This window comes from Gardnerella sp. C0684A1, assembly GCF_055326835.1.
Window position 1 is genome coordinate 197,566 of the sequence record NZ_JBLTSX010000002.1, and the last position, 25,491, is coordinate 223,056.

The window sequence follows — 25,491 nt, forward strand, 5'->3', positions numbered from 1 at the left end:
CTAAATAAACTACTAAATAAACTACTAAATTTGCGCAAATAAAAGAAATCCAGCCGTCAGAAAGAGTAATCAAAAAACGTAATACATTTCTAACGGCCAGATTATCACCAAATAACAAACGCAATAAACACTATCTGTACATAAGTTTATTTAGCAGGTTACTTAGCAGATTATTCAGTATTTAGCAGATTATTTTGTTTCTTCATACCATTCGCGAGACTCACCGTTGTTAAGAGTCACGTGGCCAGTTTCGCCAGACATATGCTTTACGCGGTGAGCGATTTCTTCATGACGTCCGTGAACCATTGGACGCTGAACAGGATTACCCAAGTATCCGCAAGTACGCTTAGTAACATTGCACTTATCCGGATCACTATTGCCGCACTCTGGGCAACGGAAGCCTTCCTTAGTTGGCTCAAAATCGCCCTGGAATCCGCAAACGAAGCAGTGATCAATTGGAGTATTCGTACCCAAGTAGCCAATGCCAATCTTATAAGCGTAATCCCAAACAGCTTCCAAAGCCTTAGGATTTGCCTGCAAGCATGGGAACTCACAGTAGTTAATAAAGCCGCCGGAAGCAAGATATGGGAAGTCAACCTCGTAGCGAAGCTTCTCCATAGGAGTTGGCTGCAACCAAACCGGATAATGGAAGGAATTAGTGTAGAAGTCGTGATCGGTAACGCCTTCAATGCGGCCGAACTTCTGACGATCCATGCGGTTAAAGCGGTCAGTCAAAGACTCAGCAGGAGTCGAGTAAACGGAATAGTGGTAGCCTTCAGCCTTCGACCACTGCTGGCAAAGCTGATTCATGCGACGAACCAAAGAAAGCGCAAACTCTTTGCCTTCCTCATTCCAGCTGTGATCTTGCATCCAATCCTTGCCGAAGAACACTGCAGTAGTCTCATACAAGCCAATGTAGCCAAGAGAAACAGTTGCGCGCTCATTACGGAACAACTGATCAACGCTCTCGTTAGCTTCCAAACGACCAAAAGCACCGTAGCGGAACAGTGTTGGAGCGTTCACAGGAGTTGCCTGCTTGCAACGCATAATGCGGAATCGCAAAGCCTGGTGAGCTACTTCCATACGCTCGTCGAAAAGCTTCCAGAAGCGAGTCACATCTCCGTGAGATTCAAGAGCAATACGTGGCATGTTAACAGTTACAACGCCAAGATTCATACGGCCATCTTCAACGTCCTTACCAGTTTTTGGATCAATCCAACCCTGAAGGAACGAACGGCAACCCATAGGAGCCTTGAAGGAACCGGTAATCTTAACAATATTCTCGTAGAACACAACGTCCGGATACATGCGCTTAGTAGAGCACTCAAGCGCAAGCTGCTTCAAATCGTAATTCGGATCTCCTGGATCTGCGTTAACACCGTGCTTAATAGTAAACACAAGCTTAGGGAAGATTGCAGTATGACGATCTTTACCAAGACCGCGAATACGATTAAGTAAAATAGCGCGCTGAATTTCGCGAGCAAACCAAGAAGTACCCAAGCCAAATCCAACAGTTACGAACGGAGTCTGACCGTTAGAAACGCGGTTGGAATTAATTTGATATTCCATAGTTTGCATAGCATCGTAAATAGCCTTACGCGTCATAATTTTTGCGTAAATTTCACGAATCTGATCAAGCTCGCTCAAGTTTTCATCAAAAGGAGTGTCAGCTGGAAGAGGATCTCTATCCAAGCAGTGAAGATTCTTAGGTTCCTGAGCCTTTAAGCCGTCAATCATATCTTTTGCGACTTGAATTGGAGTGGAATCAGGGATCATGGCTTTTGCCATAGCAAGATTCTTGTCGTAATCGCACTTAGCGTAACGTTCAAGCATTTCGTCTGCACGATTAACTGTTTGACCGCCGTACTGCGCTCCAGCAATATCTTTAATAATCTGCGTAACCTGAGTTGCAGCGGTACCAATAGACTTTGGGCTGTCCATCATTGCGTTACCAAGAGCAAATCCCTTAGCAAGCATATCGCCAAAATCAGGAAGTGAGCAATTGCTCATGCAAGTAAATGGCGAATAATCAGCATCGTGGAAGTGAATATCACCCTTCATATGTGCATTAGAAACTGCGTGAGGAAGCATAGAAAACGCAGAAGCCTTAGAAACAGCGCCTGCAAGAAGATCGCGCTGAGTTGCGTAAACGTTGGAATCCTTATTTGCATTCTCGCGTACAAGCGTTTCGTCTCTGTTCACAAGGCGATTAACAGCTTCATTAATATCTGTAGCCTTAGCGCGGTCAATATCGCGGTTCAAGCGATAGCTAGTGTAGCAGCGAGCAACCTCGTAAAGATGGTTCTCAATAAGACTGTGCTCAACCAAAGTCTGAATATCTTCGATTTTTGCAGGGCCATTGTAGCGATCTTGAATTTCAGCTTCAATATGATCTGAAATATCGCGAATCATCTGCTCTTCTTGCGGACCAACTTCCTTGCCCAAGTCCTTAAAAGCAGCCTTGATGGCCATGATGATGTTCATAGAATCGAAGTCAACGACGCGGCCATCGCGCTTTTCTACAAGCACACGCGAAACTGGGGCTTCTTCTACGCCATCATCCGTACGAATTGCTGCGTTATCAACATCAGTTTCTTCCAAAACCTGCATCGGACAGACCTTTCTAATACTTACCTTTTCTTAAAGTTCTCTCGTTGCAAATTATTTGAATAATTTGCAACGACTCGCTCTACTATAGCCCAAGTCATGCACAATATCTAGGGGAAAGTAGGAATATAACAACCTACATATAGTGATTTAATTCACTTTCGCGATTTTTGAGGCGTGTCCTGGTGTGTCGTAATTACTAAACAATAAATTCACTCAATACACGCCGTTATATATGCGCACTTCTTGACGCTTTGATATATTGAGTCACGTGGAACAGATAGCTTTTCAGCATGCACAGGAATTCGGATTCCAACCAGGAGACATTGTGCAACAATGGCTCTGGGACGACGATGTGGACGAAACAATTTGCGAAAGCATCGAAAAGCTCACTGGTGAAGAACTGGTGGACGAAGACTACGATGCTGCTGTTGATGGCGTGATTATTTGGTGGCGAGACGGTGACGACGAAGACGAACTCGCAGATACCATTATGGATGCCACGAATATGCTTGATGATGACGCACCTATGTGGGTGCTAACACCGAAGCCAGGTAGAGAAGGCTCCCCAAGTTCTAGCACAGTACAGTCTGCAGCGAAAACAGCAGGAATGAACGCCGCTACCCCATTAACCGTAAGCGCTGATTGGAATGGAGTCCAATTACGTGCTTTCGGCAAAGGCCAAGGCAAGTAACGTTTTTAACACGATTGAGACAAATATAACGAATTTGGGTCAAAAAGCGTTATATTTGTCTCATCAATGATGCAAATATAACCGAAAACAGGCAAAAAACGTTAGATTTGCATCACGAATGATACAAATCTAACAAATCTAGAACAAAGCCACTAAGACAAGTTACATCGTTTACGTAGATTAGCTGCGATCACGCCTGTGACCATTGCCGCGACTGCTGCCGCGACCATCATTGTGCCCTCTTCCTCTACCGTGTCCTCTGCTTCTTCCTCTACCTCTGCGCTTTGGCTGCTCTGGCTCTGGCATACTCCAGTTTTCCTGCAATTCAGCTACTTCCCCAACAATCTCATCCAAAACAGGTGAAGCTGGATTCACATCCTCAGTTTTAGCATTAATTCCTGCACGACGAAGCATCATATGAGCAGCACGCTTCTGATTCGGAAGCACAAGAGTCACAACATCGCCTTCCTCACCAGCGCGAGCTGTACGCCCAGAACGATGCAAGAAAGACTTAGGATCTTCAGGCGGCTCAGTCTGCACTACAAGCGCAACATCACTAATATCAATGCCACGCGCGGCAACATCTGTAGCAACAAGCACTCGTACTAAGCCTTCCGCGAAAACAGACAAATGACGATCGCGCTGATTCTGCGACAAATTACCCTGCAAATCAACCGCAGGAATACCCTGCTGAATTAATTTCTTAGCCATATTCTTTGCCTGGAACTTTGTGCGAGTAAAGAATATTGCGCGTTTCTTTCCAGAAGCAAGCTTTCGCAATACCTCATACTTATCTCCAGAAGATACTGCGAAAATATGATGAGTCATTGTATCAACTTGCGAATCTGCATCATCAACAGCATGAACAACAGCATTCGGAAGGAAACGATTTACAAGCGTAGAAACCTGCTTGTCAAGTGTCGCAGAAAACAGCATGCGCTGACCATCAGGCTGAACTTGCTCAAGAAGACGCGTAACAGCAGGCAAAAAGCCCATATCAGCCATCTCATCTGCCTCATCAAGCACACTAACTGCAACTTTTTCAAGAGTCAACGCACCCTGACGTAACAAATCCTCCAAACGTCCAGGGCAAGCCAATACAATTTGCGCACCCTGCTTAAGCTGAGAAATTTGACGCCTGTAGCTCACTCCACCATATACAGTCACAGTGCGCATACCGTAAGCTGCAGCAAGAGGAGCAATAACATCATCAATCTGATGTACAAGCTCTCGCGTTGGAGCCAAAATCATGGCATGTGGAGCAGGAACAGCATCATCTACCCTATCGCGCCTGTTTTTACCAGAGTGAATCAAATCAACAAAACTATCTGCTAAACGAGCTACTAAAGGAATAGCAAATGCGAGAGTTTTACCACTTCCTGTACGGCCACGGCCTAAAATATTTGCTCCACGCAAAGAGTCTGGAAGAGTCGCTTGCTGAATTGGGAATGCGGTAGTTTTACCGTCAGCGCGTAACACTTCTACTAACGGCTCCGGAACACCGAGTTGCGCAAACGTAACATCATCACTGTAGTTTTCGCGCGATTCTATTGCAGAATCTGGTATAACAATCTCGTTTTGTGAAATCTGCTTTTTTTCTAACTCGTTAAAGCTTCTAGAGTCACGAAACTCACGAAACTCACGAGAGTCACGAATAGAATGAGATTCTTTATCTTTATTTTTATTTTTATAGGATTTTTTAGTTTTACTTATCTTCCCGAATTCGCCAGCTTTTTCAACATTCCTTGCTTTAGAATCCTTACTAAACTTCCCAAACTTACCGAAGTGCTTAAGATTCTTAGAATCCTTGTTATTCTTAGAATCCCTAGAATTTTTAATATTCTTAGAATTCTTACTATTATTAACATTCTTAGAATTCTTAGCATTCCTAACATTCTTAGCTCCGCGCTTTTTGGCGGACGCAGCATTATGAGTATGCGGCACAATAGCCTTTCGTAAATTACTTTTATATTTGACTACGCGTAATTTCTACAAAGTCACGAACTAACTGAGCCTAACACACGCCCCGCACAAGCAGTCGCGCTCAAACGGTATAGTCGTAACGCGGTTCGGGGTGCGCTAGGTCGCTGAGATTATACCCGTTAAACCTGATCTAGGTAGTACTAGCGAAGGGAAAATCATGGAAACGTTGAACATAGGAAATACTTCAAAAAATTCGCAATCTAGCGGCAATTCCATAACAAATTTCGATAGAGATTTTTCTTCAAAAGCACGCAAGCGCATGTTCATAGAAGACGTGAAAAATTGCATAGAACGCATGCGCTCTGCCAAACCGCTTACACACTGCGTTACGAATAACATAGTTCAAGAACTTACTTCTAATGTTCTACTCGCTGCCGGAGCAACGCCTATTATGGTGTGCGATCCTGAAGAAACAGAGCAACTTGCGCAAATTGCTTCAGGAGTACTGGTTAATGTTGGAACATTTAGAAAAAATTACACAGATACTTCTATTAACGCTGCAATACGCGGCTGCAAAAAGTCTGGTACGCCGTGGGTTTTAGATCCTGTCGGAGTTGGATTAGGAGCGCTTACTTCAAGAATTAATTTCGTAAAAAATATTATTACAGAAAATCCTACTGTTATTCGCGCAAACGCTGCGGAAATTTTAGCTTTAGCTGGCGAAAAGGGAGATATGCGCGGAGTCGACTCACTAGACAGCGTAAATTCTGCACTACCAGCAGCCAGGAAATTAGCAAAACAACACGGCAGTGTAGTAGCAATTTCTGGAGAACAAGACGCAATATATGCTCACGGATGCCTTGCGCGCGTTTCAGGCGGCTCTGAAATAATGCAAAAAGTAGTAGGAACAGGATGCGCTCTAGGGGCTCTTGTAGCAGCATACGTTGGTACAAACCCATCTTGTCCACTTGCTGCTACAGTAGCGGCTCACGCGCACGCTGCAGCAGCAGGAAGCTACGCGTGCTCAGAAAATGCTGGAATCAATGCTGGAATCAATGCGAAAGGAAACGCGGAAATCAATCCTGGAACTTTCCGCACACTTTGGATTGACGCACTTTCGAAACTAAGCGCAGATGAAATATTAAATCTTACAAGCATAGATTTCACAGTAGAACCAGTAGATTGGACACTTTACTTAGTAACAGACCCTAGAATGGGCAATCGTACCGAAGAAGAAGTTGCGTTAGAATCAATCGAAGGCGGCGTAACGGTAGTTCAATTAAGAGACAAATATTCTGACGATGATGTCATATCTAAAAAAGCTCTTAAAATGCGCGAAACTTTAATAAACGCAGGGCATGGAGACGTACCAATTTTTATAGATGATCATGTTGAGTGTGCAGCAAAACTTGGATTCAATCTGCACGTAGGTCAAAAAGATACGCCGTTTGTTGAAGCAAGAAAAGCACTTCCAGCAGAATGGATGATGGGGCTTTCTTGTGCTCGCCCGGATTTGATGGAAAAAGTGTACAGAGAGTGCAAAGAAAGCGATATGCCTTTGCCAGATGTGATTGGCATTGGCGCTGCTTTCACTACTCACACTAAGGCTCACGACGTGCCTCCGCTTGGAGTTGATGGCGTAAACGAAGTTGCGAAAGTTGCGCACGCTGCTGGAGTAAAAACTCTTGCTATTGGCGGAATTCATGAGAATACAGTGTTTCCTATACGCGGACTAGAACTTGACGGCGTGTGCACTGTGTCAGCGCTTATGTGCGCAGAGAAACCGGGAGAAGTCGCGGCGGAATTAAAAAGCGTAATCACAAGGTGATTTTGGATCAGATTTATTAAACCAACATCCTACAAATGCGGGCACGACGACATGCTTGAGCGCAGCACAACAGAATCAACTCCAAACACGAGACAGTCCTCTCACAATTGGAGCAGAAAACGACTATAAACCCTCCAAACACGAGACAGTGCTCTCACGTTTGGAGCAAATTACGAAGATAAACCATCCAATTGCGAGACAACTCTCTCGCAATTGGAGCAAAACACGCACCGACACGCTCCAAACACGAGACAGTGCTCTCGCAAATGGAGCGGTAGACAATGGTAAACCCTCCAAAAGCGAGACAACTCTCTCGCAATTGGAGCAAATAATCTGATCAACAACTCCAAAAGCGAGATGATGCTCTCACGATTGGAGCAATGAATGACATGCTTGAGCGCGCATTAATAATTTTGGCAGTTAATAGAAAATGTCGATAACATCGGTTGATTTGATGTTTTCGACAGTTTTACCTCGCATTCTGTCGATTTCACCAAATGATTATGTGTTTTAGACAAAATCACACTGATTTTTGTTTATTTCACCAAACGATTATATGTTTTCGACAATTTCGGCTTGCGTTTTGTCGATAATATCGGATGATTATGTGTTTTAGACAAATTTGTAATTAAGCGATTAAGCACGTTTGTGACGTAATAGTAATTGCTGTTGCTCTTGAACTATGTTAGCTAGATTTGAAACAATACCGTTTGTAATACTGACTTACGATACTTTCCATAAACAAGCATTCCCTAAAAACCCAGCCACATAATAAGAGAAACATTTAAACGATAGTAGAAAAACAAAAAGCTTTCGGCTTGTAAAACCCCTAGTAGTTAAACAAGCCGAAAGCACACACTCAACAAGCAAACCCACCAACTAGCATCACTTACTACTGCGAAGAAAGAAAATTAGCAAAACAATAGTAAACAAAAACCAGCAAGAAAGAATGCTATGGCGCGAAGCCCTACACACCACGCCACACACTATTGAGTGAAAATTAGAACACTAACCACGCGCGCAACCAGAACACACGTTCAAACGTTACACAGTCACGCGCGAAGCTAGAATCTGCTTAGTGGCGGACCTTACGGACAGCAGCACCCATACCAGCAAGAACAGAAGCAGCCAAAGCAGTCAAAGCAATAGCAGCACCGGTCTTAGGAAGGTTCTTACCAGCCTTACCCTTACCCTTCTCAACAGTAATCTTACCCTGCTTATCAGCCTTCTTATCAGCAGCAGCACCAGCAGCGGCAGCACCATTCACAGAACCTGGCTGAACTGGCTTTGGACCAGGCTGTGGAGCTGGAGCTGGGGTGCACTGAGCCTTAGCAAGAGCATCCTTAGCCTCCTGCAAAGCTTCATTAGCTTCATCCAAAGCTACCTTAGCTTCACTAATATCATGCTTAGTGACTTCAAGGGTCTTAAGAGTTGCGTCAAATGCGGTGTCAGCAGGAGCATCAGCAGTGGCATCTTCCTTAATAGGAGTATATGCATCATTCTCGAACTTCTTAACCTTCTTAACAGCAGCAGCAGCAGCGTTTACAGCCTTAGCATCCTTCTTAGCAGCGTCAGTCAAGGCACCCTTGTTATCAGCATCGGCCTTAGCTTCATCAGCAGCCTTCTTGGCTTCCTTGTAGTTCTTAACAGCCTGCTTGAAAGCATCTACAAGACCCTTAGCAGTGTTGTAAGCTTCGGTGCCTTCAGCGTACTTATCTTTTTCATCAGCGAGGTGACGCTCAGCCTTGTCAGCCTTACGCTTGGCTTCAGTAACAGCCTGCTTAAGCCCAGCAAGCTTGTCAGCAGCAACTGGAGTGCACTTAGGAGTCTCATCAGCAAAAGCTGGAGCGGCGAAAGCCATACCGGAGAGGAGGGTGGCGCCAGCAGCGAATGCGGCGATAGCCTTCTTATTCAACATAATAGTATCCTTTTCTTCTTCTCCTGTCCGCTAGGAGACGGACAGAATAAATTTGCACAGAACTTGAGTTCTATACAGTCACCAAACTCAGTTGCCTGTTTTTGATAACTGCAATTAACATACCCCCCCCCCCGTTTGAAAAAGTCAAGAGGCAACATAAGCATCACTACAGTAAAATATACGAAAATCTGCTAAAGAAAATACGATAATCCAACTATATACTGTAAAAAGTATTGTTATAAGTAGTTTTTTACTATAAAAAATACGTTTTTAAGAAATTTTAAGATTTTTCCCAGGAAACTCTCAGAAAACTCGCGCATACCCCACCCGAGCTTCCATAAAACGTTGCAAAACCGCCACTTTCGCGCGACACACCGATACCCCCTCCAAATGCTATACAACTCTCTCACGTTTGGAGTATTCAGTCGAATCAAACCCTCCAAAAGCGAGACGAAGCTCTCGCGATTGGAGCAAAACACGCACCGACATGCTCCAAACACGAGACAGCGCTCTCGCGATTGGAGTATTCAGTCGAATCAAACCCTCCAAATGCGAGACGATGCTCTCGGGTTTGGAGCAAAACACAGACGATAAACCTCCAAACACGAGATGACGCTCGCGCCATAAGCGCTCGCTACGAAACTCGCGTTGGAAGTCCACTGGACTTCCAGCCTAAGCGAGTTTCCGCTCCGAGTTGCTTTCGCGCGCTAAATCGCAGCGCTCAAGCAGGTCGTCTCGCCCGCAAATGGAGCAAATAATCTAATCAACAACTCCATTCACGAGAACACTCTCTCACAAATGGAGCAAAACACAGACAATAACCCTCCAAATGCGAGATGAAGCTCTCACGATTGGAGCGAAAAGTAAGGTAGACAGCTCCAATTACGAGAACTATCTCTCACAAATGGAGCAAAACACAGACCGACACGCTCCAAATACGAGACGAAGCTCTCGCAATTGGAGCAAAACGCACACATAAAAAAGCGGCAATCTGCGTAACATAATCACACAAAATTGCCGCTTATAAACTATAAACAAAACAAGCTAAACTTTAAAATTAGCGCGTAAGCTTCCTGTGCAAACGATGCGGACGAGCAGCTTCCTCACCCAAGCGAGCGATCTTATTCTCTTCGTAAGCTTGGAAGTTACCCTCGAACCAATACCATTTTGCAGGATTCTCATCGTCGCCTTCCCACGCAAGAATATGCGTTGCAACGCGATCCAAGAACCAACGATCGTGCGAAACCACAACTGCGCAGCCTGGGAACTCAATCAGAGCGTTTTCCAAGCTTTCCAAAGTCTCAACGTCCAAATCGTTAGTAGGCTCATCGAGAAGCAGCAAGTTTCCGCCCTGCTTAAGTGTCAAAGCCAAATTCAAACGGTTACGTTCACCGCCAGAAAGCACTCCGGTAAGCTTCTGCTGATCCGATCCCTTAAAACCAAAGCTTGCAACATACGCGCGCGTAGGAATTTCAACGCCAGCAACCTCAATATAATCGAGTCCACCAGAAACAGCTTCCCACAGGTTCTTATTAGGATCCAATCCTGCACGATTCTGATCCACGTAAGAAATCTTCACAGTATCGCCAACAATCAGCTCACCACCAGAAAGCGGCTCCAAACCAACAATCGTCTTGAACAGCGTAGATTTACCAACGCCGTTAGGACCAATCACGCCAACAATACCGTTACGAGGCAAAGTAAACGACAAGTCGTCGATAAGCACACGGTCGCCAAAAGCCTTGTGAATATGCTTTGCTTCCAAAACTTGCGAACCCAAGCGTGGACCTGCTGGAATCTGAATTTCAGAGAAATCAAGCTTCTTAGAATTACGTGCTTCCTGCTCCATCTGATCGTAACGTTCCAAACGAGCCTTATTCTTAGCCTGACGTGCCTTAGGCGAGCTACGAACCCAATCAAGCTCATTCTTCAAACGCTTAGCAAGCTTTGCATCCTTTAAGCCCTGGATTTCCATACGTTTTGCCTTGGTTTCAAGGTAAGTAGAATAATTTCCCTTGTATGGATAAAGCTGACCTCGGTCAACTTCGCAAATCCATTCTGCCACGTTATCCATAAAGTAACGGTCGTGGGTAACGGCAATAACAGCGCCCTCATACTTATGCAAGAACTGTTCCAACCACAAAATAGACTCTGCATCCAAATGGTTAGTAGGCTCATCTAAAAGCAACAAATCTGGAGCTTCAAGAAGCAGCTTACACAATGCCACTCGGCGCCTTTCACCACCCGAGCACACAGATACAGGAGAATCAGGATCTGGGCATTGCAAAGCGTCCATCGCCTGCTCAAGCTGAGAGTCCAAATCCCAGCCGTTTGCTGCATCAATTTCAGTCTGCAGTTTGCCCATTTCTTCCATCAAAGCATCAAAATCAGCATCCGGATTGGCCATTTCTTCGCCAATTTGGTTAAAACGCTCAACTTTTTGCGCAATCTCACCAAAAGCCATTTTGATGTTTTCGCCAACTGTTTTAGTTTCGTCCAGAGGCGGCTCCTGCTGCAAAATACCTACCGTATAGCCAGGAGTAAGAGAAGCTTCACCATTCGTAACGTTTTCCAAACCGGCCATAATCTTAAGCAGTGTGGATTTACCCATACCATTCGGGCCCACAACGCCAATCTTCGCACCCGGAAGGAAGCTCAAAGTAACATCATCAAGAATTACGCGATCCCCATAGGACTTACGCGCTTTAATCATCTGATATATAAACTCAGCCAAAGTAACATACCATCCTTAAAAACGTTGGAATTCCAGCGTTTGCTGTAGCTCTACGAAAAGCATCACCTAAACTATATGAAAGCTCACTCCACAACTTGCATTAACTCATGCGTTTACCCAAAATGCACGAATTTATACGCGCACCAAGAGTATAAATAGGAAATCGCTAGCAACAGCAACAAAAGTACCGTGGGATATTATCTCATGCGGCAAATACATTACTTTTTAAATCGCAACTATTACAGAAAACTACAGAAAACTACAGCTTATTAAAAAATTATTATCGAAAACTTACGTTCAGTAACTAGCAGGTTACAGCAGTACGATTAGATTTCTTACGAGCAGATTCTGCCCCATCTTCAGGAGGAATCTGGCACAACCACTCTCCCAATATGCCGATAATCATATCTATAAGGCAAATAACACCTACAACAGAACATTCAAGAATAACTTCAGCATAAAGAGGAATATCTTTATGAGGCAAACTCATAAACACTTCTCCGCCATACCATCCAGTTAAAATAGCCCCTGCCATTCCCAACGATTTTGACAGCATCAAAGCAGCAACAGCGCGCTGCGGATTAAAAGGCTTTCTGTCTTCAGGCTTAGAAGTAGTGTACTGGTGTGTCTGCCAGGCCATAACAAACGTCACAACACCTGCAAGCAGCATGACAATAATCACAATCCACGGAGCGCCGAGAAGAGATACAGTGCTTGATTCAGTAACAGATACGAGGAAAGAACCAAGCAACACGCCAAACATTATTCCAAGTACAAAATACCACCAAGGAGTGCGATAAGCTTTCATTTGCAATCCCCCATAATCCAACGCTCTGAATACAAGCCTACACGACCCGAATCCTTAGTAAACGCTAATAGATACGCGAGTGGACTGCCATCTAGGGAAGCATCCGACTCAATATGCATCCACGGTTCTAGCTCAACCGCTGTAGGATGCAGAAGCGCAACACGCGATTCCTGAGATGTCACGGTAAGACTCTCAGTATCAACTGTATGCGTGCTATCAGACGAAGCACCATAGTTACGAGTTCCGACTACGCTTAAATGCAAAGGAAAATCAGGTTCAGACTCAATTTTGTAGAGTTTATTAAGCAGCAAATTTTCATCACTGCTTGTAGAAATTATCACAATTGACGAATACTCGTCACCATCTTGATTACTTACGTAATAAAGAGGAGATACGCCTTCCACTTGCGAAATAAAAGATTTAGAGTTTTGCTTTAAGTTTTGTTTTAAGTTTTGTTCAGAACCCTGTTTAGAAACTTGGCTACAGTTTGTTTTGTAGTCTGATTTGCAACATGATTTATAGTTTGATTGAAAATCTGCAAATTCTGAATTAACAAGCTCCGAGGAGACTACAGAAGAGTCAGAAAACGGATTTTGCTCAAAATTCATAATAGTGTAAAGCATTGCGAGGCAAGTGTCGTCTTTGGCTTCTCCTCGCATTGAAATTACAGCGGTAGTGCGAAGTTTAGTTGGATTATTTAAATCAGGATTTTTAGAATCTTCAGAACATAAACTCACAGCAGTATCAGCAATACTGGCAGTATAAGCATTATCGAAATCTGCAGAAAAATTACTCAAATTTTCAGAATATTGCAGCTTCGGAAGATCTTCGAACGCGCTACCTACTTCGTCTGCTACGCGACGCAAAGTCACTGAAACTTCATCTAAAGTAGACGCTGCATCGCAATTTAATTTAGATCGTACAGTAATCTCTGCTGAATTTATCTGCCAAGAAAGCATAGCGGCATTCAATAAACGTCCAGCAACTAATTGCAAAACCAGAGAAGGATTAGACTCTAAAGTCTCATCACCTTCGCAAGACTGCAAAACTTTAGATAAACGTTTAGCAACTTGCGGTATATCAACAGACTGCGAATCGTCACCGGATACAGCCGCTCGCAAATCCAAATTTAATACGGCATCAACACGAAAGTGAGTATAGAAACCAACAGTTATCTCGCCACAATTAGGGCGAATTCCTTTCAAACTAATGGTATCCATACTCACTTCCCTATTCACTTTATATTATAGCCTTTTAGCAAATCTATTTAGATTATGCATTCTTGCTACCGTCGGCAGTCTCACTGCCAGCTGCAGCTTCACTACCAACAGCAGGAACCGCAGGAGCAGTGCCAGCTACAGCAGTTGCACCCGAATCAACGACACCAACTTTAGTATCACTCACAGCAGAACCACCGTTTGCAACGTTACGTTTCAAACTTTCAGGAATTTCTACAGGAGGAATATCAGAATCTGGTCGAAGATCGTTAGAAAGCCAAAGCGTACGTTCAGGAGCCTTACGAATCTTACTGAAAATCTCCTTAAGCTCCTTCTCGTTCAAAGTCTCCTTTGCAAGTAACTGGCGAACAAGCTCATCGAGAACATCACGATTATTTCTAATAATCTCCCACGCCTCAGTGTGAGCAGTTTCGATAAGCTTATGAATCTCATCGTCAATTACTTCAGCAGTACGATTCGAGAACTTACGCGGCTGCAAAGAATCAAGCGAACCATCATCCTCATCAGCACTAGTCCACTTAATCGCACCGAGCTTAGCAGAGAAACCGTACTCCAAAACCATCTTGCGAGCAATAGCAGTTGCTTTTTCAATATCATTAGAAGCACCGGTTGTAGGATCGTGGAACACAACTTCTTCAGCAGTACGACCGCCCATAGCATAAGCCATCTGATCAAGCAACTCGTTACGAGACTGCGAATAGCGATCCGTAGTTGGCATCACAGCAGTGTAACCAAGCGCATGACCTCGCGGCAAAATCGTCACCTTAGTAACAGGATCCGTATTATGCAAAGCAGCAGCAACAAGCGCATGACCACCCTCATGGTAGGCAGTATTACGCAACTCGTCTAAAGCCATGCCCTTAGACTTACGTCGAGGACCTGCCTGAACACGATCAATTGCCTCATCTATAGCACGATTATCAATGTACTGAGCACCGGAACGTGCGCAAAGAAGAGCAGCCTCATTAAGCACGTTAGCTAAATCAGCACCTGTAAAACCAGGAGTACGGACAGCAACCATATGAAGATCGACATCAGGCACAAAAGGCTTGCCTTTAGCGTGTACCTTCAAAATTGCTTCTCGTCCTTCCAAATCTGGAGCCTCTACAGCCACCTGACGGTCAAAACGACCAGGACGCAAAAGCGCAGAATCAAGCACATCTGGACGGTTAGTTGCAGCGATAATAATCAAATTCGTATCGTTATCAAAGCCATCCATCTCAACAAGCAACTGATTAAGAGTCTGTTCACGCTCATCGTGGCCACCATTCATTCCACTGCCGCGGCGACGACCAACTGCATCAATCTCATCGATAAAGATGATTGCAGGAGCGTTCTTCTTAGCCTCATCAAAAAGCTCACGAACACGAGAAGCACCAAGGCCTACGAACATCTCCACAAAATCAGAGCCAGCCATAGCGTAGAACGGCACGCCAGCTTCACCAGCAATTGCGCGCGCAAGAAGAGTTTTACCAGTTCCTGGAGGGCCGTAAAGCAACACACCTCTAGGAATTCGAGCACCCAACGCCTTATAACGCGAAGGATCCTTCAAAAAGTCTTTAATCTCCTCGACTTCTTCAACAGCAGACTGCTCTCCAGCAACATCAGAAAACTTAGTTTTAGGAGTCTGACCTTCAAGAAGCTTTCCACGGCCGCGGCCGCCGCCCATTCCGAGCATTCCTCCGCCGGCACCGCCCAAACGACTAAACATGAACCAAATCATGCCTAAGAAGAAAAGAATAGGCACAAGCGAAGTAATCAAATAAGAGAAAATACCAGAAGATTGTAAGCTTGCAGTCCAGCCGTTAGAAGGCTTAGCTTCCTCAACTGTTTGCACAATAGACTTACCTTGTGCAATCGTGTAGTAGAACTGAACTTCCTTACCATAATCACGCTGCTGGTTAGCACGCTTATCAAACTTCTTAAACGAATCGTTAAGACTTAACTTAACAAGCTGCTTATTATCGATTATTTCCGCATAATTTACGTTATTTGTGTGAAGTAACGCAATACCGTCACGAGTATCGATAGTTTGAGAGCCATTGTGTGCAAAAATCTGGAACGCACCAACAGACAGTAGTACCAGCAGAATAATCCAAGTCCATGGAGAACGCCAGAAAGAACGACGATTATTACCAGAATTACCGTCTTTATCGTTCTTGTCAGGATTATTCTTACTGTTTTTATTGTTTTTATTCTTACCGTTTTTGCCGTCATTACGCGGATTTAGTGGGTTAATAAACGGATTATTACCGCCATTGCCACCATTACCCATTGGGCCTGTCATAGGTCCATTAGGTGTCATAGGAGAAGCACCCATGCAATCAGGCTCCTTTCGAGCGTATTGATTCAGTATAAATCAGGATTCATATACAGACGGCTTCAAAACCGCAACAGAATTAAGGTTGCGATAGCGCTCGTCGTAGTCCATACCAAAACCAACCACAAATGCATCTGGAATTTCAAAACCAGTATACGCAATATCAACTTCAACTTCACGTCGAGCCGGCTTTGTAAGCAAAGCAAACACGTTCACGCTTGCAGCACCACGACCTTTCAGCTCACGAACAAGCCAGTCAAGAGTGCGTCCAGAATCAACAATGTCTTCTACAATAAGAACGTCACGACCGCGAACGTCAGTAGTTAAATCCTCACGCACTGTTATTTGACCAGTTGTAGTAGTTCCACTACCGTAGCTAGAAAGACTCATAAAGTCCATAGGCGCATCAATACTCAACTCCTGCGAAAAAACAGCAAGAGTGTTAACAGCACCCTTAAGAACTGCTACAAGCAAAATATTACGATTCTTGTAGTCTTCACTTACTTTTTGAGCCACTTCGCGAATACGCTTCATAAGGTCTTCGTGACTGATTAATTCATAGTCGATGTCATCTCGTATATCAGCAATCTGCATGCTAACTATCTTTGCATAAGAGAATGACGGGAGTGTTACGAAAGTTTATAAAAAGTATTTTTAATACAAAAATCGTAATCTAAATAACGGTACTAGTGCAACACTCTACTAACGCAACACAGTTGAGATAGTAACAGTATTAGATTTACGCTCGGCTAAGTAACAATTTGGCAATGTGATTGGTTTTTGACCATGCCAATCAGATATGAGAGAATCAATCGCTTCAACATGCCTTGCAGAAAAACGCAAGTTTAATTCTGCTAAAGCGCGCGCTACTACCCTGCGACGAATAGCAGCGTGATTTTTTGCAAGGGTTTTTGCATCTATAGTAACGCTTAAAGCTGCGGGGGTTGCTTCCTTCATATCAAAAGAATTACGAACAGTTACAACCCTGTCAACTACTTCATCTACGCAAATATTAATATAGTCAAGATCATCCTGAGCAAGACGCGCACCTCTAGCAAGAACCTGTACCATATTTGCGTTAAAAAATTTCGAAATATAAGGCATTAAATTGTGACGAACTCTAGAACGTAACGGATACTCATCAGAAAGAGAATCTGAGGAAACCAGATCTCCGTTAGTTGGATCATCCCACCAATCAATCCCTAAATCTTTGCAAATTCCTGTAGTATCTTCGCGAGAAAGCTCAATAATCGGCCTTGCAAAACACACGCCATCACGAAAAACAATATTCTTCATACCAGCAACAGCATCTAAACCAGCAGAATCCCTTAAACCAATAAGCACACTTTCCGCCTGATCATTAGCAGTATGCGCAAGAAGCACAGCATAAGCATTGATTTTTCTAGCAACATCAATAATCGCAGAATACCGAGCATCTCTTGCAGCAGCCTCAACTCCGGTACCAGAATCAGTAACGCTAATAGATACAACATGAATTAGATTGGACTCAATACCAAGATTTTCACAGCGCAAAGCCGCCTGATTAGCAACCTCACTAGAGTGTTCCTGCAAATGATGATCAACTATAACAACTGCACAACGCAAGCCGCGGCTAGAACAAACCTTAACCGAAAGAGCAACAAGCGCAAGAGAATCGCGACCACCAGAACATGCTACTAAAACTAATGGCGCATCCTCACTAGGCTCATGCTTTCCATGCTCCAAAAAACGCGAATCTTGAACGCGTAAGCCCAAAATATTGAAGCAACTACTAACAGCGCCAATTCCTGAACGCAAGCGAGACGAATACACCATACTTTTAAGTGTAAATCTAAATTCTACGAAACTTATAAAATCAACGAAAAATTGAAATATAAATTAAAAACGTAAACTAAAAACGTAAACTAAAATATGAAATCACGCTAATTGGCAAAAGAATCCCCAAGATGATGCTGAGTCATATGCAAGTCGGCAACAAAATCTCCCGATTTACTATCGGAAGAAAACTCTCCAGAATCAGCAGCATCAACTATTGCGAGCGCAGCGTCTGCAAGATCAGGACGTAAAGCATCCAGCCAGTGAATTCGCGCATCTCTTCCAAACCAACCCATCTGCTTACGAGCTAGCCTGCGAGTTTTCTGAGCAATATCCGCAAAAGCTTCATCCTCACTCAAAATACCGTCTAAATAGTCAATAATCTGCTGGTAGCCTAGAGCTCGAGAAGCTGTTACTCCTAGACGCGTGCGAATATTACGAACCTCATTAACGAAACCTTGTTCACGCATAATTTGCGTTCGCATATCAACACGCTTATCTAAATCTTCACGATGCAAATCTAAACCTATTTGTACGCAGTCAATAACGTAACGATATTTAGGAAGAGTTGCGGAATATGGTTTACCAGTAAGTTCAATAACTTCAAGAGCGCGAATAGTGCGTCTAGGATTTCTAGGATCCATATTCGCTGCAGCAACGGGATCTTTCTTTTGCAATTCCGCAAATAATGTTTCAGCACCTTCCTTACGCTCACGTTCTTCCAATTTTTGACGCAAGGACGCATCGGTTCCCGGAAAAGTAATATCGTCAACCGCAGCACGCGCATATAATCCTGAACCACCTACAAGAATTGGGCGTACACCACGCGAACGAAGTTCACTAATGCAGTTTCTTGCAAGTACTTGGAAGCGCGCAACAGTCATTGTTTCTTCAGGATCAATAATATCTATAAGATGATGTGGGACTTCTGCTTGTTCCTCAGAACTAGCTTTTGCTGTACCAATATCCATACCTCTATACATTTGATACGCATCAGCATTTATGATTTCCGCACGAACTCCGCGTTTAGAAAGAAGCTTAGCAAGCGCAATTCCAAGGCTTGTTTTACCTGAAGCAGTTGGGCCAACGATTGAAATTACTTTAGGCATAGTTTTTAGAGTTTCCTGCTGAGTAGCAACTTCCTGTTCGGAAGATTCGGCTGTAGTAAAGCAACTCACTATGCGCTCCTAACAAAATATTTTCGACGCGTTTTACGAAAACTCACGTAGTCTTATGCCTAATTTTTGATTTTAGCTCTACAAACTTACGTTATAGTAAAAGCACATGCAAGAAAGCACATGCAAGCTAAAATCAGAGAGTTTTGCTTTAATAAATTATACTGTCACAAAACGTACTGTCACAAAACGTACTTACGTATAAAACACACTCACGTACAAAACGCAATCGCCACGCAGTAAAAGCAATGAGCAGATTTAAGAGTATTATTCTTATACGTGATACTTGATCGTCATAACCGTGTGAATTCCGCAGAACTGTACGCTCGCCTTCGTGGAGAGAGTGAAGAAAATAGCGACATACCTTCGCTTCCAGATGATCAGATGGACGAATTTGTCAATATGATGCAAGTTTACGAAGGCGCTATGTATGAGATAAGCACGAAACTTGAGATTCTAGATAGTGAGTTTCAGGTTCGATTTTCTCACGATCCTATACATCACATGGAGCGCAGACTGAAGTCTGTTCATTCGATTTTCGAAAAGCTCAATCGTAGAAAACTTGATATTTCAACTCGCGCAATACGAGATAATCTTTTTGACGTTGCTGGAATTAGGGTTATATGCAACTATCGAGATGATGTGTACGCGGTAGCACAGTATCTTTCTGAACAAACCGATATACAAGTTTTGCAGGTGAAAGATTATATTAAAAATCCGAAGCAGAATGGGTATCGTAGTTTGCATGTAATTTATGCTGTTCCTGTTTTTCTGTCTTCAGGAGCACATTACACTCCTGTTGAAGTGCAGTTTAGAACAATTGCTATGGATTATTGGGCTAGTCTTGAGCATGCTCTTAGATATAAGGCTGATTTGCCTGATGCTAAGCTTGCTGAGCACTCACAAACGTTGCTTGATTGTGCACGAAGTTTGCAAAATATAGAAGCTCAAATGCAGGGAATTCATCGTGATATTAACGGTGCTCCGCGAGTCGAAGAAGCACCTGAATCTTAGTAAAAAGTAAACTCAGCAGCAGGAGCAGCAAACTCAGCAGAGCAATAAACGCAGAAATAGCAGTAAGAGCTATAGTCTTACGAAATTTGCACACACTGAGTTTGCTATCGTGATGTTTTGTATTAAGAAACTTAATGATATAATAGAAACTTATGCTGTGCTTCTTGTATAAAGTTTGCACAGGTTGCGACATAAAATCTCACGAACATAAACGTTTTGTATAAACGTACTAAATTGCACAAATATTTTTAGCAATTTCTCAGATGAATTAGATAGAATGTTATGAGAACGTTGTCTTGACAGCGTTTTATTTCATAGCTGTTAAGGAGAAATAATGACAGATTATACGCAAAAGTATTACGGCGATGGTAATCCCGCAATTGTTGATACTCAAGCGACTTACGCGTTTGAAGAAGCACAGAGAACTTCTGTGCGTAGAACTTATGCAGAAATGACATTAGGACTTGTAGTAACTGCTCTTGTAGCTATGGCAACACAGTCCGGCAATTTCTTTATTAAATTTATGATTGCAACCAGAGGATGGGGTTGGCTTCTTCTGATTGGCGCACAGGTTGTTATAGCTTTTGCAATGGGCGCACGTCTTATGAAAATGAGCACTACAACAGCTCGAGTTTTGTTCTACGTGTATTCAGCGCTTACTGGATTCTCATTCAGTACCATATTCCTAATGTTTAAGTTGGGCTCTATAGCAATTGTTTTCGCGCTCACAGCAGGATTCTTCCTATGCCTAACTATGTTGGCACTTACAACTAAGAAGGATTTGCTTAAAGCAGGTCCAATTTTGATGGTTGGACTAGTTGTACTTGTTGTTGCTCAGATTATTCTTTCCTTCGTTGGAACAACTGATAATATGATGCGACTTATTGCAACTATTGGAATTGTTATTTTTGCAGGTTTAACAGCCTACGATGCTCAAGTAACTCGTGAACTATTGACAAAGTACGCAGATCAGCCAAAGTTAGTTGAGAAAATGTCTATTTTCTGCGCTTTCCAGCTGTATTTGGACTTCATTAATATGTTTATCTACTTGCTACAGTTGCTTGGAGATAATAGAGATTAACAATGCTAAAACTAACATACTTGCGTTAGTTGATTAGTAATTTAACCCTGCCGAATTAATATTTGGCAGGGTTTTTATTATGTGCTCTGCGCTCCAATCGCGAGAGCATTGTCTCGCGTTTGGAGGGTTTATTGTTGCGCAGCGCTCCAATTACGAGAGATGATTCTCGTAAATGGAGTTGATTCTGTTACACAACGCTCCATTTGCGAGAGAGTTGTCTCGCGTTTGGAGTTATTGATTAGATTATTTGCTCCATTTACGAGAGAGTGCGTCTGATCTCGATTTTTTGCAGCTTACTTAAAATTGTAGAAAACACATAATCGTTTGGTGAAATAAACAAAAATCAGTGTGATTTTGTCTAAAACACCAAATCGTTTTGGTGAAATAAACAAAACGCAAGGCAAAACTGTCGAAAACACAAAATCAACCGATGTTATCGACATTTTCTATTGATTGCCAAAATTATTTAATGCGCACTCAAGCATGTTGTTCATTGCTCCATTTGCGAGAGAGTTGTCTCGCGTTTGGAGTTATTGATTAGATTATTTGCTCCATTTACGAGAGATAGTTCTCGTAAATGGAGTTAATTCTGTTACACAACGCTCCAATTACGAGAGATGATTCTCGTAAATGGAGTTAATTCTGTTACACAACGCTCCATTTGCGAGAGCACTGTCTCGTATTTGGAGCGTGTCGGAGCGCATACAAAAGACCCCACGAGTTTCCTCGTGGGGTCTTTATTAAGCTATCGCTTTCGCGACCAAATTTGCTTGATTAATGCTAATTCAGCGAATTAAAATCAGGCAAGAATCTTGGTCACACGACCGGAACCAACGGTACGGCCACCTTCACGAACTGCGAAGGTCAAGCCCTCTTCCATTGCGATGGCCTGGATCAACTCAACAGTGAATGTTGCGTGATCGCCTGGCTGAACCATTTCAACGCCATCTGGCAAGGTGATAACGCCGGTGACGTCGGTGGTGCGGAAGTAGAACTGTGGACGGTAGTTGGAGAAGAACGGCGAGTGACGGCCACCTTCGTCCTTGGTCAAGACGTAAACTTCGCCTTCGAACTTGGTGTGTGGGGTCACAGAACCTGGAGCAGCCACAACCTGGCCACGCTCAACGTCGGTACGGGTGATACCACGGAGAAGAAGACCAGTGTTATCGCCAGCTTCGGCCTCATCCATCTGCTTGTGGAAGGTCTCGATAGAGGTAACGGTGGTGGTCTGGGTGTCACGCAAACCAACGATCTCAACTGGGGTGTTGATTGGGAGCTTACCACGCTCAACACGACCGGTAACAACGGTACCACGACCGGAGATGGTGAACACATCCTCGATTGGCATCAAGAATGGCTTATCAAGATCGTGAACTGGGGTTGGAACGTACTCGTCAACAGCCTTCATAAGCTCCTTGACAGTCTCAACCCACTTCTCGTGATCTGGAGCGTCATCGTGCAAAGCACCGTAAGCGGAAGTGCGGATGACTGGGCAGTCGCGATCGAAGCCGTTTTCGTCGAGGAGGTCACGAACCTCTTCCTCAACGAGATCGATAAGCTCTGGGTCATCAACCATATCGCACTTGTTCAAAGCAACAAGAATCTTCGGGACACCGACCTGCTTTGCAAGCAAAACGTGCTCACGAGTCTGAGCCATTGGACCATCGGTAGCAGCAACCACGAGGATTGCGCCATCCATCTGAGCAGCACCGGTGATCATGTTCTTCACGTAATCAGCGTGGCCTGGAGCGTCCACGTGAGCGTAGTGACGAGCAGCAGTCTGATACTCGATGTGGGCGATGTTGATGGTAATGCCGCGTTCCTTCTCTTCTGGGGCAGCATCAATCTGATCGAAGTCATACTGTGGGTTCAAATCAGGATATTCGCCGTGCAGCACCTTAGAGATAGCCGCGGTCAGGGTAGTCTTGCCGTGATCAACGTGGCCAATGGTACCAATGTTAACATGCGGCTTAGTACGCTCGTACTTTTCCTTTGCCATGTGTTTGTCCTCCTGGACGTCTCGTAGTTTGCTTCGTAAACTCTACGAAGCCTCTCGCTACATATTTACTGGGTTTCTGGGTTAGGTGCCACTTCGGTGCCAGAACCCAGTCAACGTAGAAATTTTAGCGTTGACCGGGGACAGAAAACACCGAAGTAGCTTGCGGTTATTCGCCGCGCTGAGCCTTAATAATCTCGTCCGAAACAGCCTTTGGAACCTCTGCGTAAGAGTCCATCTGCATCGTGAACATTGCACGACCCTGAGTCTTGGAACGAAGATCGCCAATGTAGCCGAACATTTCGCTCAGCGGCACCTTGGCGTCGATGACCTTCACGCCGGTGGCATCAGTCATAGACTGAATATTGCCACGACGAGAGTTCAAATCGCCCATAACGTCGCCCATGTACTCTTCTGGGGTACGCACTTCAACGGCCATGATTGGCTCAAGAATTACTGGGTTAGCCTTTGGAGCAGCTTCCTTGAAGCACATGGAACCTGCAATCTTGAAGGCCATTTCCGAAGAATCAACATCGTGGGTCTGACCGTCGGTGACGGTAGCCTTGACGCCGACCACTGGGAAGCCAGCCAACACGCCAGATTCCATAGCTTCCTGCACACCTGCGTCGATGGAAGGAATGAATTCCTTGGTGATGTGGCCACCAGTAACTTCGTTGACGAACTGATAGGTTTCGCCAGATTCTGGATCGAGTGGTTCGAAGTTCATCAAAACCTTTGCGAACTGACCAGAACCACCGGTCTGCTTCTTGTGGGTGTATTCCTGGTTCATAACAGCCTTGCGAATAGTCTCACGGTAAGCAACCTGTGGCTTACCAACATTCGCTTCGACCTTGAACTCGCGGCGCATACGATCCACAATGATGTCGAGCTGAAGCTCGCCCATACCAGAAATCAAAGTCTGACCAGATTCTTCGTCGGTCTTTACCTGGAAGGTAGGATCCTCGTCAGAAAGCTTAGCTAATGCCAAGCTCATCTTTTCCTGATCTGCCTTCGTCTTTGGCTCCACGGCAACCTCGATAACAGGATCTGGGAAGGTCATGGATTCCAAAGAAATTGGGTTCTTTTCGTCGCACAAGGTATCACCAGTGCTGACGTTCTTCAAACCAACGAAAGTGTAAATATTTCCAGCTTCTGCAGAATCTACAGGATTTTCCTTATCAGCGTGCATCTGGAAGATCTTACCAACGCGTTCCTTCTTAGACTTAGTGGAATCGTACACAGAATCGCCTGGCTTAATCTCACCAGAGTAAACGCGCACGAACACAAGCTTGCCATAGAATGGATGTGTTGAAATCTTGAAGACCAAAGCTGCGAATGGATCTGTATTAACTGGCTTGCGGTCAATTTCAACGGATTCGTCGCCTGGCTTGAAGCCCTTAATAGATGGAACATCTTCTGGGCTTGGAAGGAAGTCAACAACAGCATCCAGCATTGGCTGAACACCCTTATCCTTGAATGCAGAACCGCAGGTTACTGGGAATGCCTTGCGCTCGACTGTAAGCTTACGAATACCAGCGCGCATTTCTTCTTCAGTAAGTTCGCCAGTTTCGAGATACTTCTCAACCAAATCGTCGTCAGCTTCAGCAACTTGATCCATGAGTTCAGCACGATACTGCTCGGCACGTTCCTGCAAATCGGCAGGAATGTCAACGGTGTCGTAGTGAGCACCCATATCGTCCTTAACGTCATTCCAGACGTAAGCCTTCATACGAATCAAGTCAACAACGCCAATGAAGTCGTTCTCAGCGCCGATTGGAAGCTGAATAACGAGTGGAGTTGCGCCGAGCTTCTCCTTGATAGTCTTGACGGAGTAGTAGAAATCAGCGCCAAGCTTATCCATCTTGTTGATGAAGCAAATACGTGGAACGCTATACTTATCTGCCTGACGCCAAACGGTTTCAGACTGAGGCTCCACGCCTTCCTTACCGTCGAAGACTGCAACAGCACCATCAAGCACGCGAAGGGAACGTTCCACCTCAGCGGTGAAGTCCACGTGGCCTGGTGTATCGATGATGTTGATCTGGTAACGATCATCAGTGTCGTGAGTCTGACGCTTCCAGAAGCAGGTAGTTGCAGCGGACTGAATAGTAATACCGCGCTCCTGCTCCTGAGCCATGAAGTCCATGGTAGAAGCACCATCGTGCGTTTCACCGATCTTGTAGTTCTTACCGGTGTAGTACAAAATACGCTCGGTGGTAGTAGTCTTACCAGCATCAATGTGCGCCATAATGCCGATGTTACGAACCATATTCAGGTCGTTAAGCACATCTTGTGCCATATTCTTATCCTTAGCTCTTTAAGATACCGATTATCTTGCGG

16 protein-coding genes and 1 riboswitch are annotated in these 25,491 nt (G+C 44.2%); of the genes, 4 read left to right on the forward strand and 12 right to left on the reverse strand.

What is annotated here, in order from left to right:
* Positions 1-189 precede the first annotated feature (189 nt).
* Positions 190-2,610, reverse strand: coding sequence for an anaerobic ribonucleoside-triphosphate reductase (gene nrdD / locus ACNEUN_RS02565; protein WP_463630613.1), 2,421 nt, complete (start codon positions 2,608-2,610; stop codon positions 190-192).
* A gap of 268 nt (positions 2,611-2,878) precedes the next feature.
* Between nrdD and ACNEUN_RS02570 the strand changes: the two genes are divergently transcribed.
* Entirely contained in the window at positions 2,879-3,301 is a 423-nt protein-coding gene (locus ACNEUN_RS02570) for a DUF3052 domain-containing protein (RefSeq protein WP_427876445.1), read from the forward strand.
* A gap of 180 nt (positions 3,302-3,481) precedes the next feature.
* Here the strand turns inward: ACNEUN_RS02570 and ACNEUN_RS02575 are convergent, their stop codons facing one another.
* Positions 3,482-5,245, reverse strand: coding sequence for a DEAD/DEAH box helicase (locus tag ACNEUN_RS02575; RefSeq protein WP_463630615.1), 1,764 nt, complete (start codon positions 5,243-5,245; stop codon positions 3,482-3,484).
* A gap of 116 nt (positions 5,246-5,361) precedes the next feature.
* Positions 5,362-5,454: riboswitch (TPP riboswitch) on the forward strand.
* Here ACNEUN_RS02575 and thiM point away from each other — a divergent pair.
* Positions 5,442-7,052, forward strand: a complete 1,611-nt coding sequence (gene thiM, locus ACNEUN_RS02580) for a hydroxyethylthiazole kinase (RefSeq protein WP_463630617.1) — start codon at positions 5,442-5,444, stop codon at positions 7,050-7,052. It overlaps the preceding riboswitch by 13 nt.
* Positions 7,053-8,127: 1,075 nt before the next feature.
* Here thiM and ACNEUN_RS02585 read toward each other — a convergent pair.
* The 8 genes from ACNEUN_RS02585 to miaA all read right to left on the reverse strand — a co-directional run bounded on the left by ACNEUN_RS02585 (position 8,128) and on the right by miaA (position 18,994).
* On the reverse strand, positions 8,128-8,970 hold the full coding sequence (locus ACNEUN_RS02585; protein ID WP_463630619.1) for a hypothetical protein: 843 nt from the start codon (positions 8,968-8,970) through the stop codon (positions 8,128-8,130).
* A gap of 1,057 nt (positions 8,971-10,027) precedes the next feature.
* Positions 10,028-11,704 carry an energy-dependent translational throttle protein EttA gene (gene ettA / locus ACNEUN_RS02590; RefSeq protein WP_463630621.1) on the reverse strand — a complete coding sequence of 559 codons (1,677 nt, stop codon included), beginning with the start codon at positions 11,702-11,704 and terminating at the stop codon, positions 10,028-10,030.
* Between the two features lie 304 nt (positions 11,705-12,008).
* Positions 12,009-12,512, reverse strand: coding sequence for a DUF3180 domain-containing protein (locus ACNEUN_RS02595; RefSeq protein ID WP_463630623.1), 504 nt, complete (start codon positions 12,510-12,512; stop codon positions 12,009-12,011).
* Positions 12,509-13,732: a dihydroneopterin aldolase gene (locus tag ACNEUN_RS02600; RefSeq protein ID WP_463630624.1), complete on the reverse strand. Its 1,224-nt coding sequence runs from the start codon at positions 13,730-13,732 to the stop codon at positions 12,509-12,511. The genes ACNEUN_RS02595 and ACNEUN_RS02600 overlap by 4 nt, the downstream gene beginning before the upstream one ends.
* Positions 13,733-13,784: 52 nt before the next feature.
* Positions 13,785-16,070, reverse strand: coding sequence for an ATP-dependent zinc metalloprotease FtsH (gene ftsH, locus ACNEUN_RS02605; protein ID WP_463630626.1), 2,286 nt, complete (start codon positions 16,068-16,070; stop codon positions 13,785-13,787).
* Positions 16,071-16,109: 39 nt separating this feature from the next.
* Complete coding sequence (gene hpt / locus ACNEUN_RS02610) at positions 16,110-16,664, reverse strand: hypoxanthine phosphoribosyltransferase (RefSeq protein WP_427876431.1); 555 nt, start codon at positions 16,662-16,664, stop codon at positions 16,110-16,112.
* 108 nt (positions 16,665-16,772) lie between these two features.
* A complete protein-coding gene (gene tilS / locus ACNEUN_RS02615) occupies positions 16,773-17,885 on the reverse strand; it encodes a tRNA lysidine(34) synthetase TilS (protein ID WP_463630628.1) in 1,113 nt (370 codons plus the stop codon).
* Positions 17,886-17,992: 107 nt separating this feature from the next.
* Positions 17,993-18,994, reverse strand: coding sequence for a tRNA (adenosine(37)-N6)-dimethylallyltransferase MiaA (miaA, locus tag ACNEUN_RS02620; protein ID WP_463630810.1), 1,002 nt, complete (start codon positions 18,992-18,994; stop codon positions 17,993-17,995).
* Between the two features lie 345 nt (positions 18,995-19,339).
* Here miaA and ACNEUN_RS02625 point away from each other — a divergent pair, with 345 nt between their 5' ends.
* Together ACNEUN_RS02625 and ACNEUN_RS02630 are read left to right on the forward strand one after the other, a co-directional pair.
* Positions 19,340-20,074 carry a GTP pyrophosphokinase gene (locus ACNEUN_RS02625; RefSeq protein ID WP_427876427.1) on the forward strand — a complete coding sequence of 245 codons (735 nt, stop codon included), beginning with the start codon at positions 19,340-19,342 and terminating at the stop codon, positions 20,072-20,074.
* A gap of 334 nt (positions 20,075-20,408) precedes the next feature.
* A complete protein-coding gene (locus tag ACNEUN_RS02630) occupies positions 20,409-21,155 on the forward strand; it encodes a Bax inhibitor-1/YccA family protein (RefSeq protein ID WP_463630631.1) in 747 nt (248 codons plus the stop codon).
* A gap of 799 nt (positions 21,156-21,954) precedes the next feature.
* Here ACNEUN_RS02630 and tuf read toward each other — a convergent pair.
* Both tuf and fusA read right to left on the reverse strand, forming a co-directional pair.
* Entirely contained in the window at positions 21,955-23,154 is a 1,200-nt protein-coding gene (gene tuf / locus ACNEUN_RS02635) for an elongation factor Tu (protein WP_427876423.1), read from the reverse strand.
* 166 nt (positions 23,155-23,320) lie between these two features.
* Entirely contained in the window at positions 23,321-25,450 is a 2,130-nt protein-coding gene (fusA, locus tag ACNEUN_RS02640) for an elongation factor G (RefSeq protein WP_427876421.1), read from the reverse strand.
* Positions 25,451-25,491 lie beyond the last annotated feature (41 nt).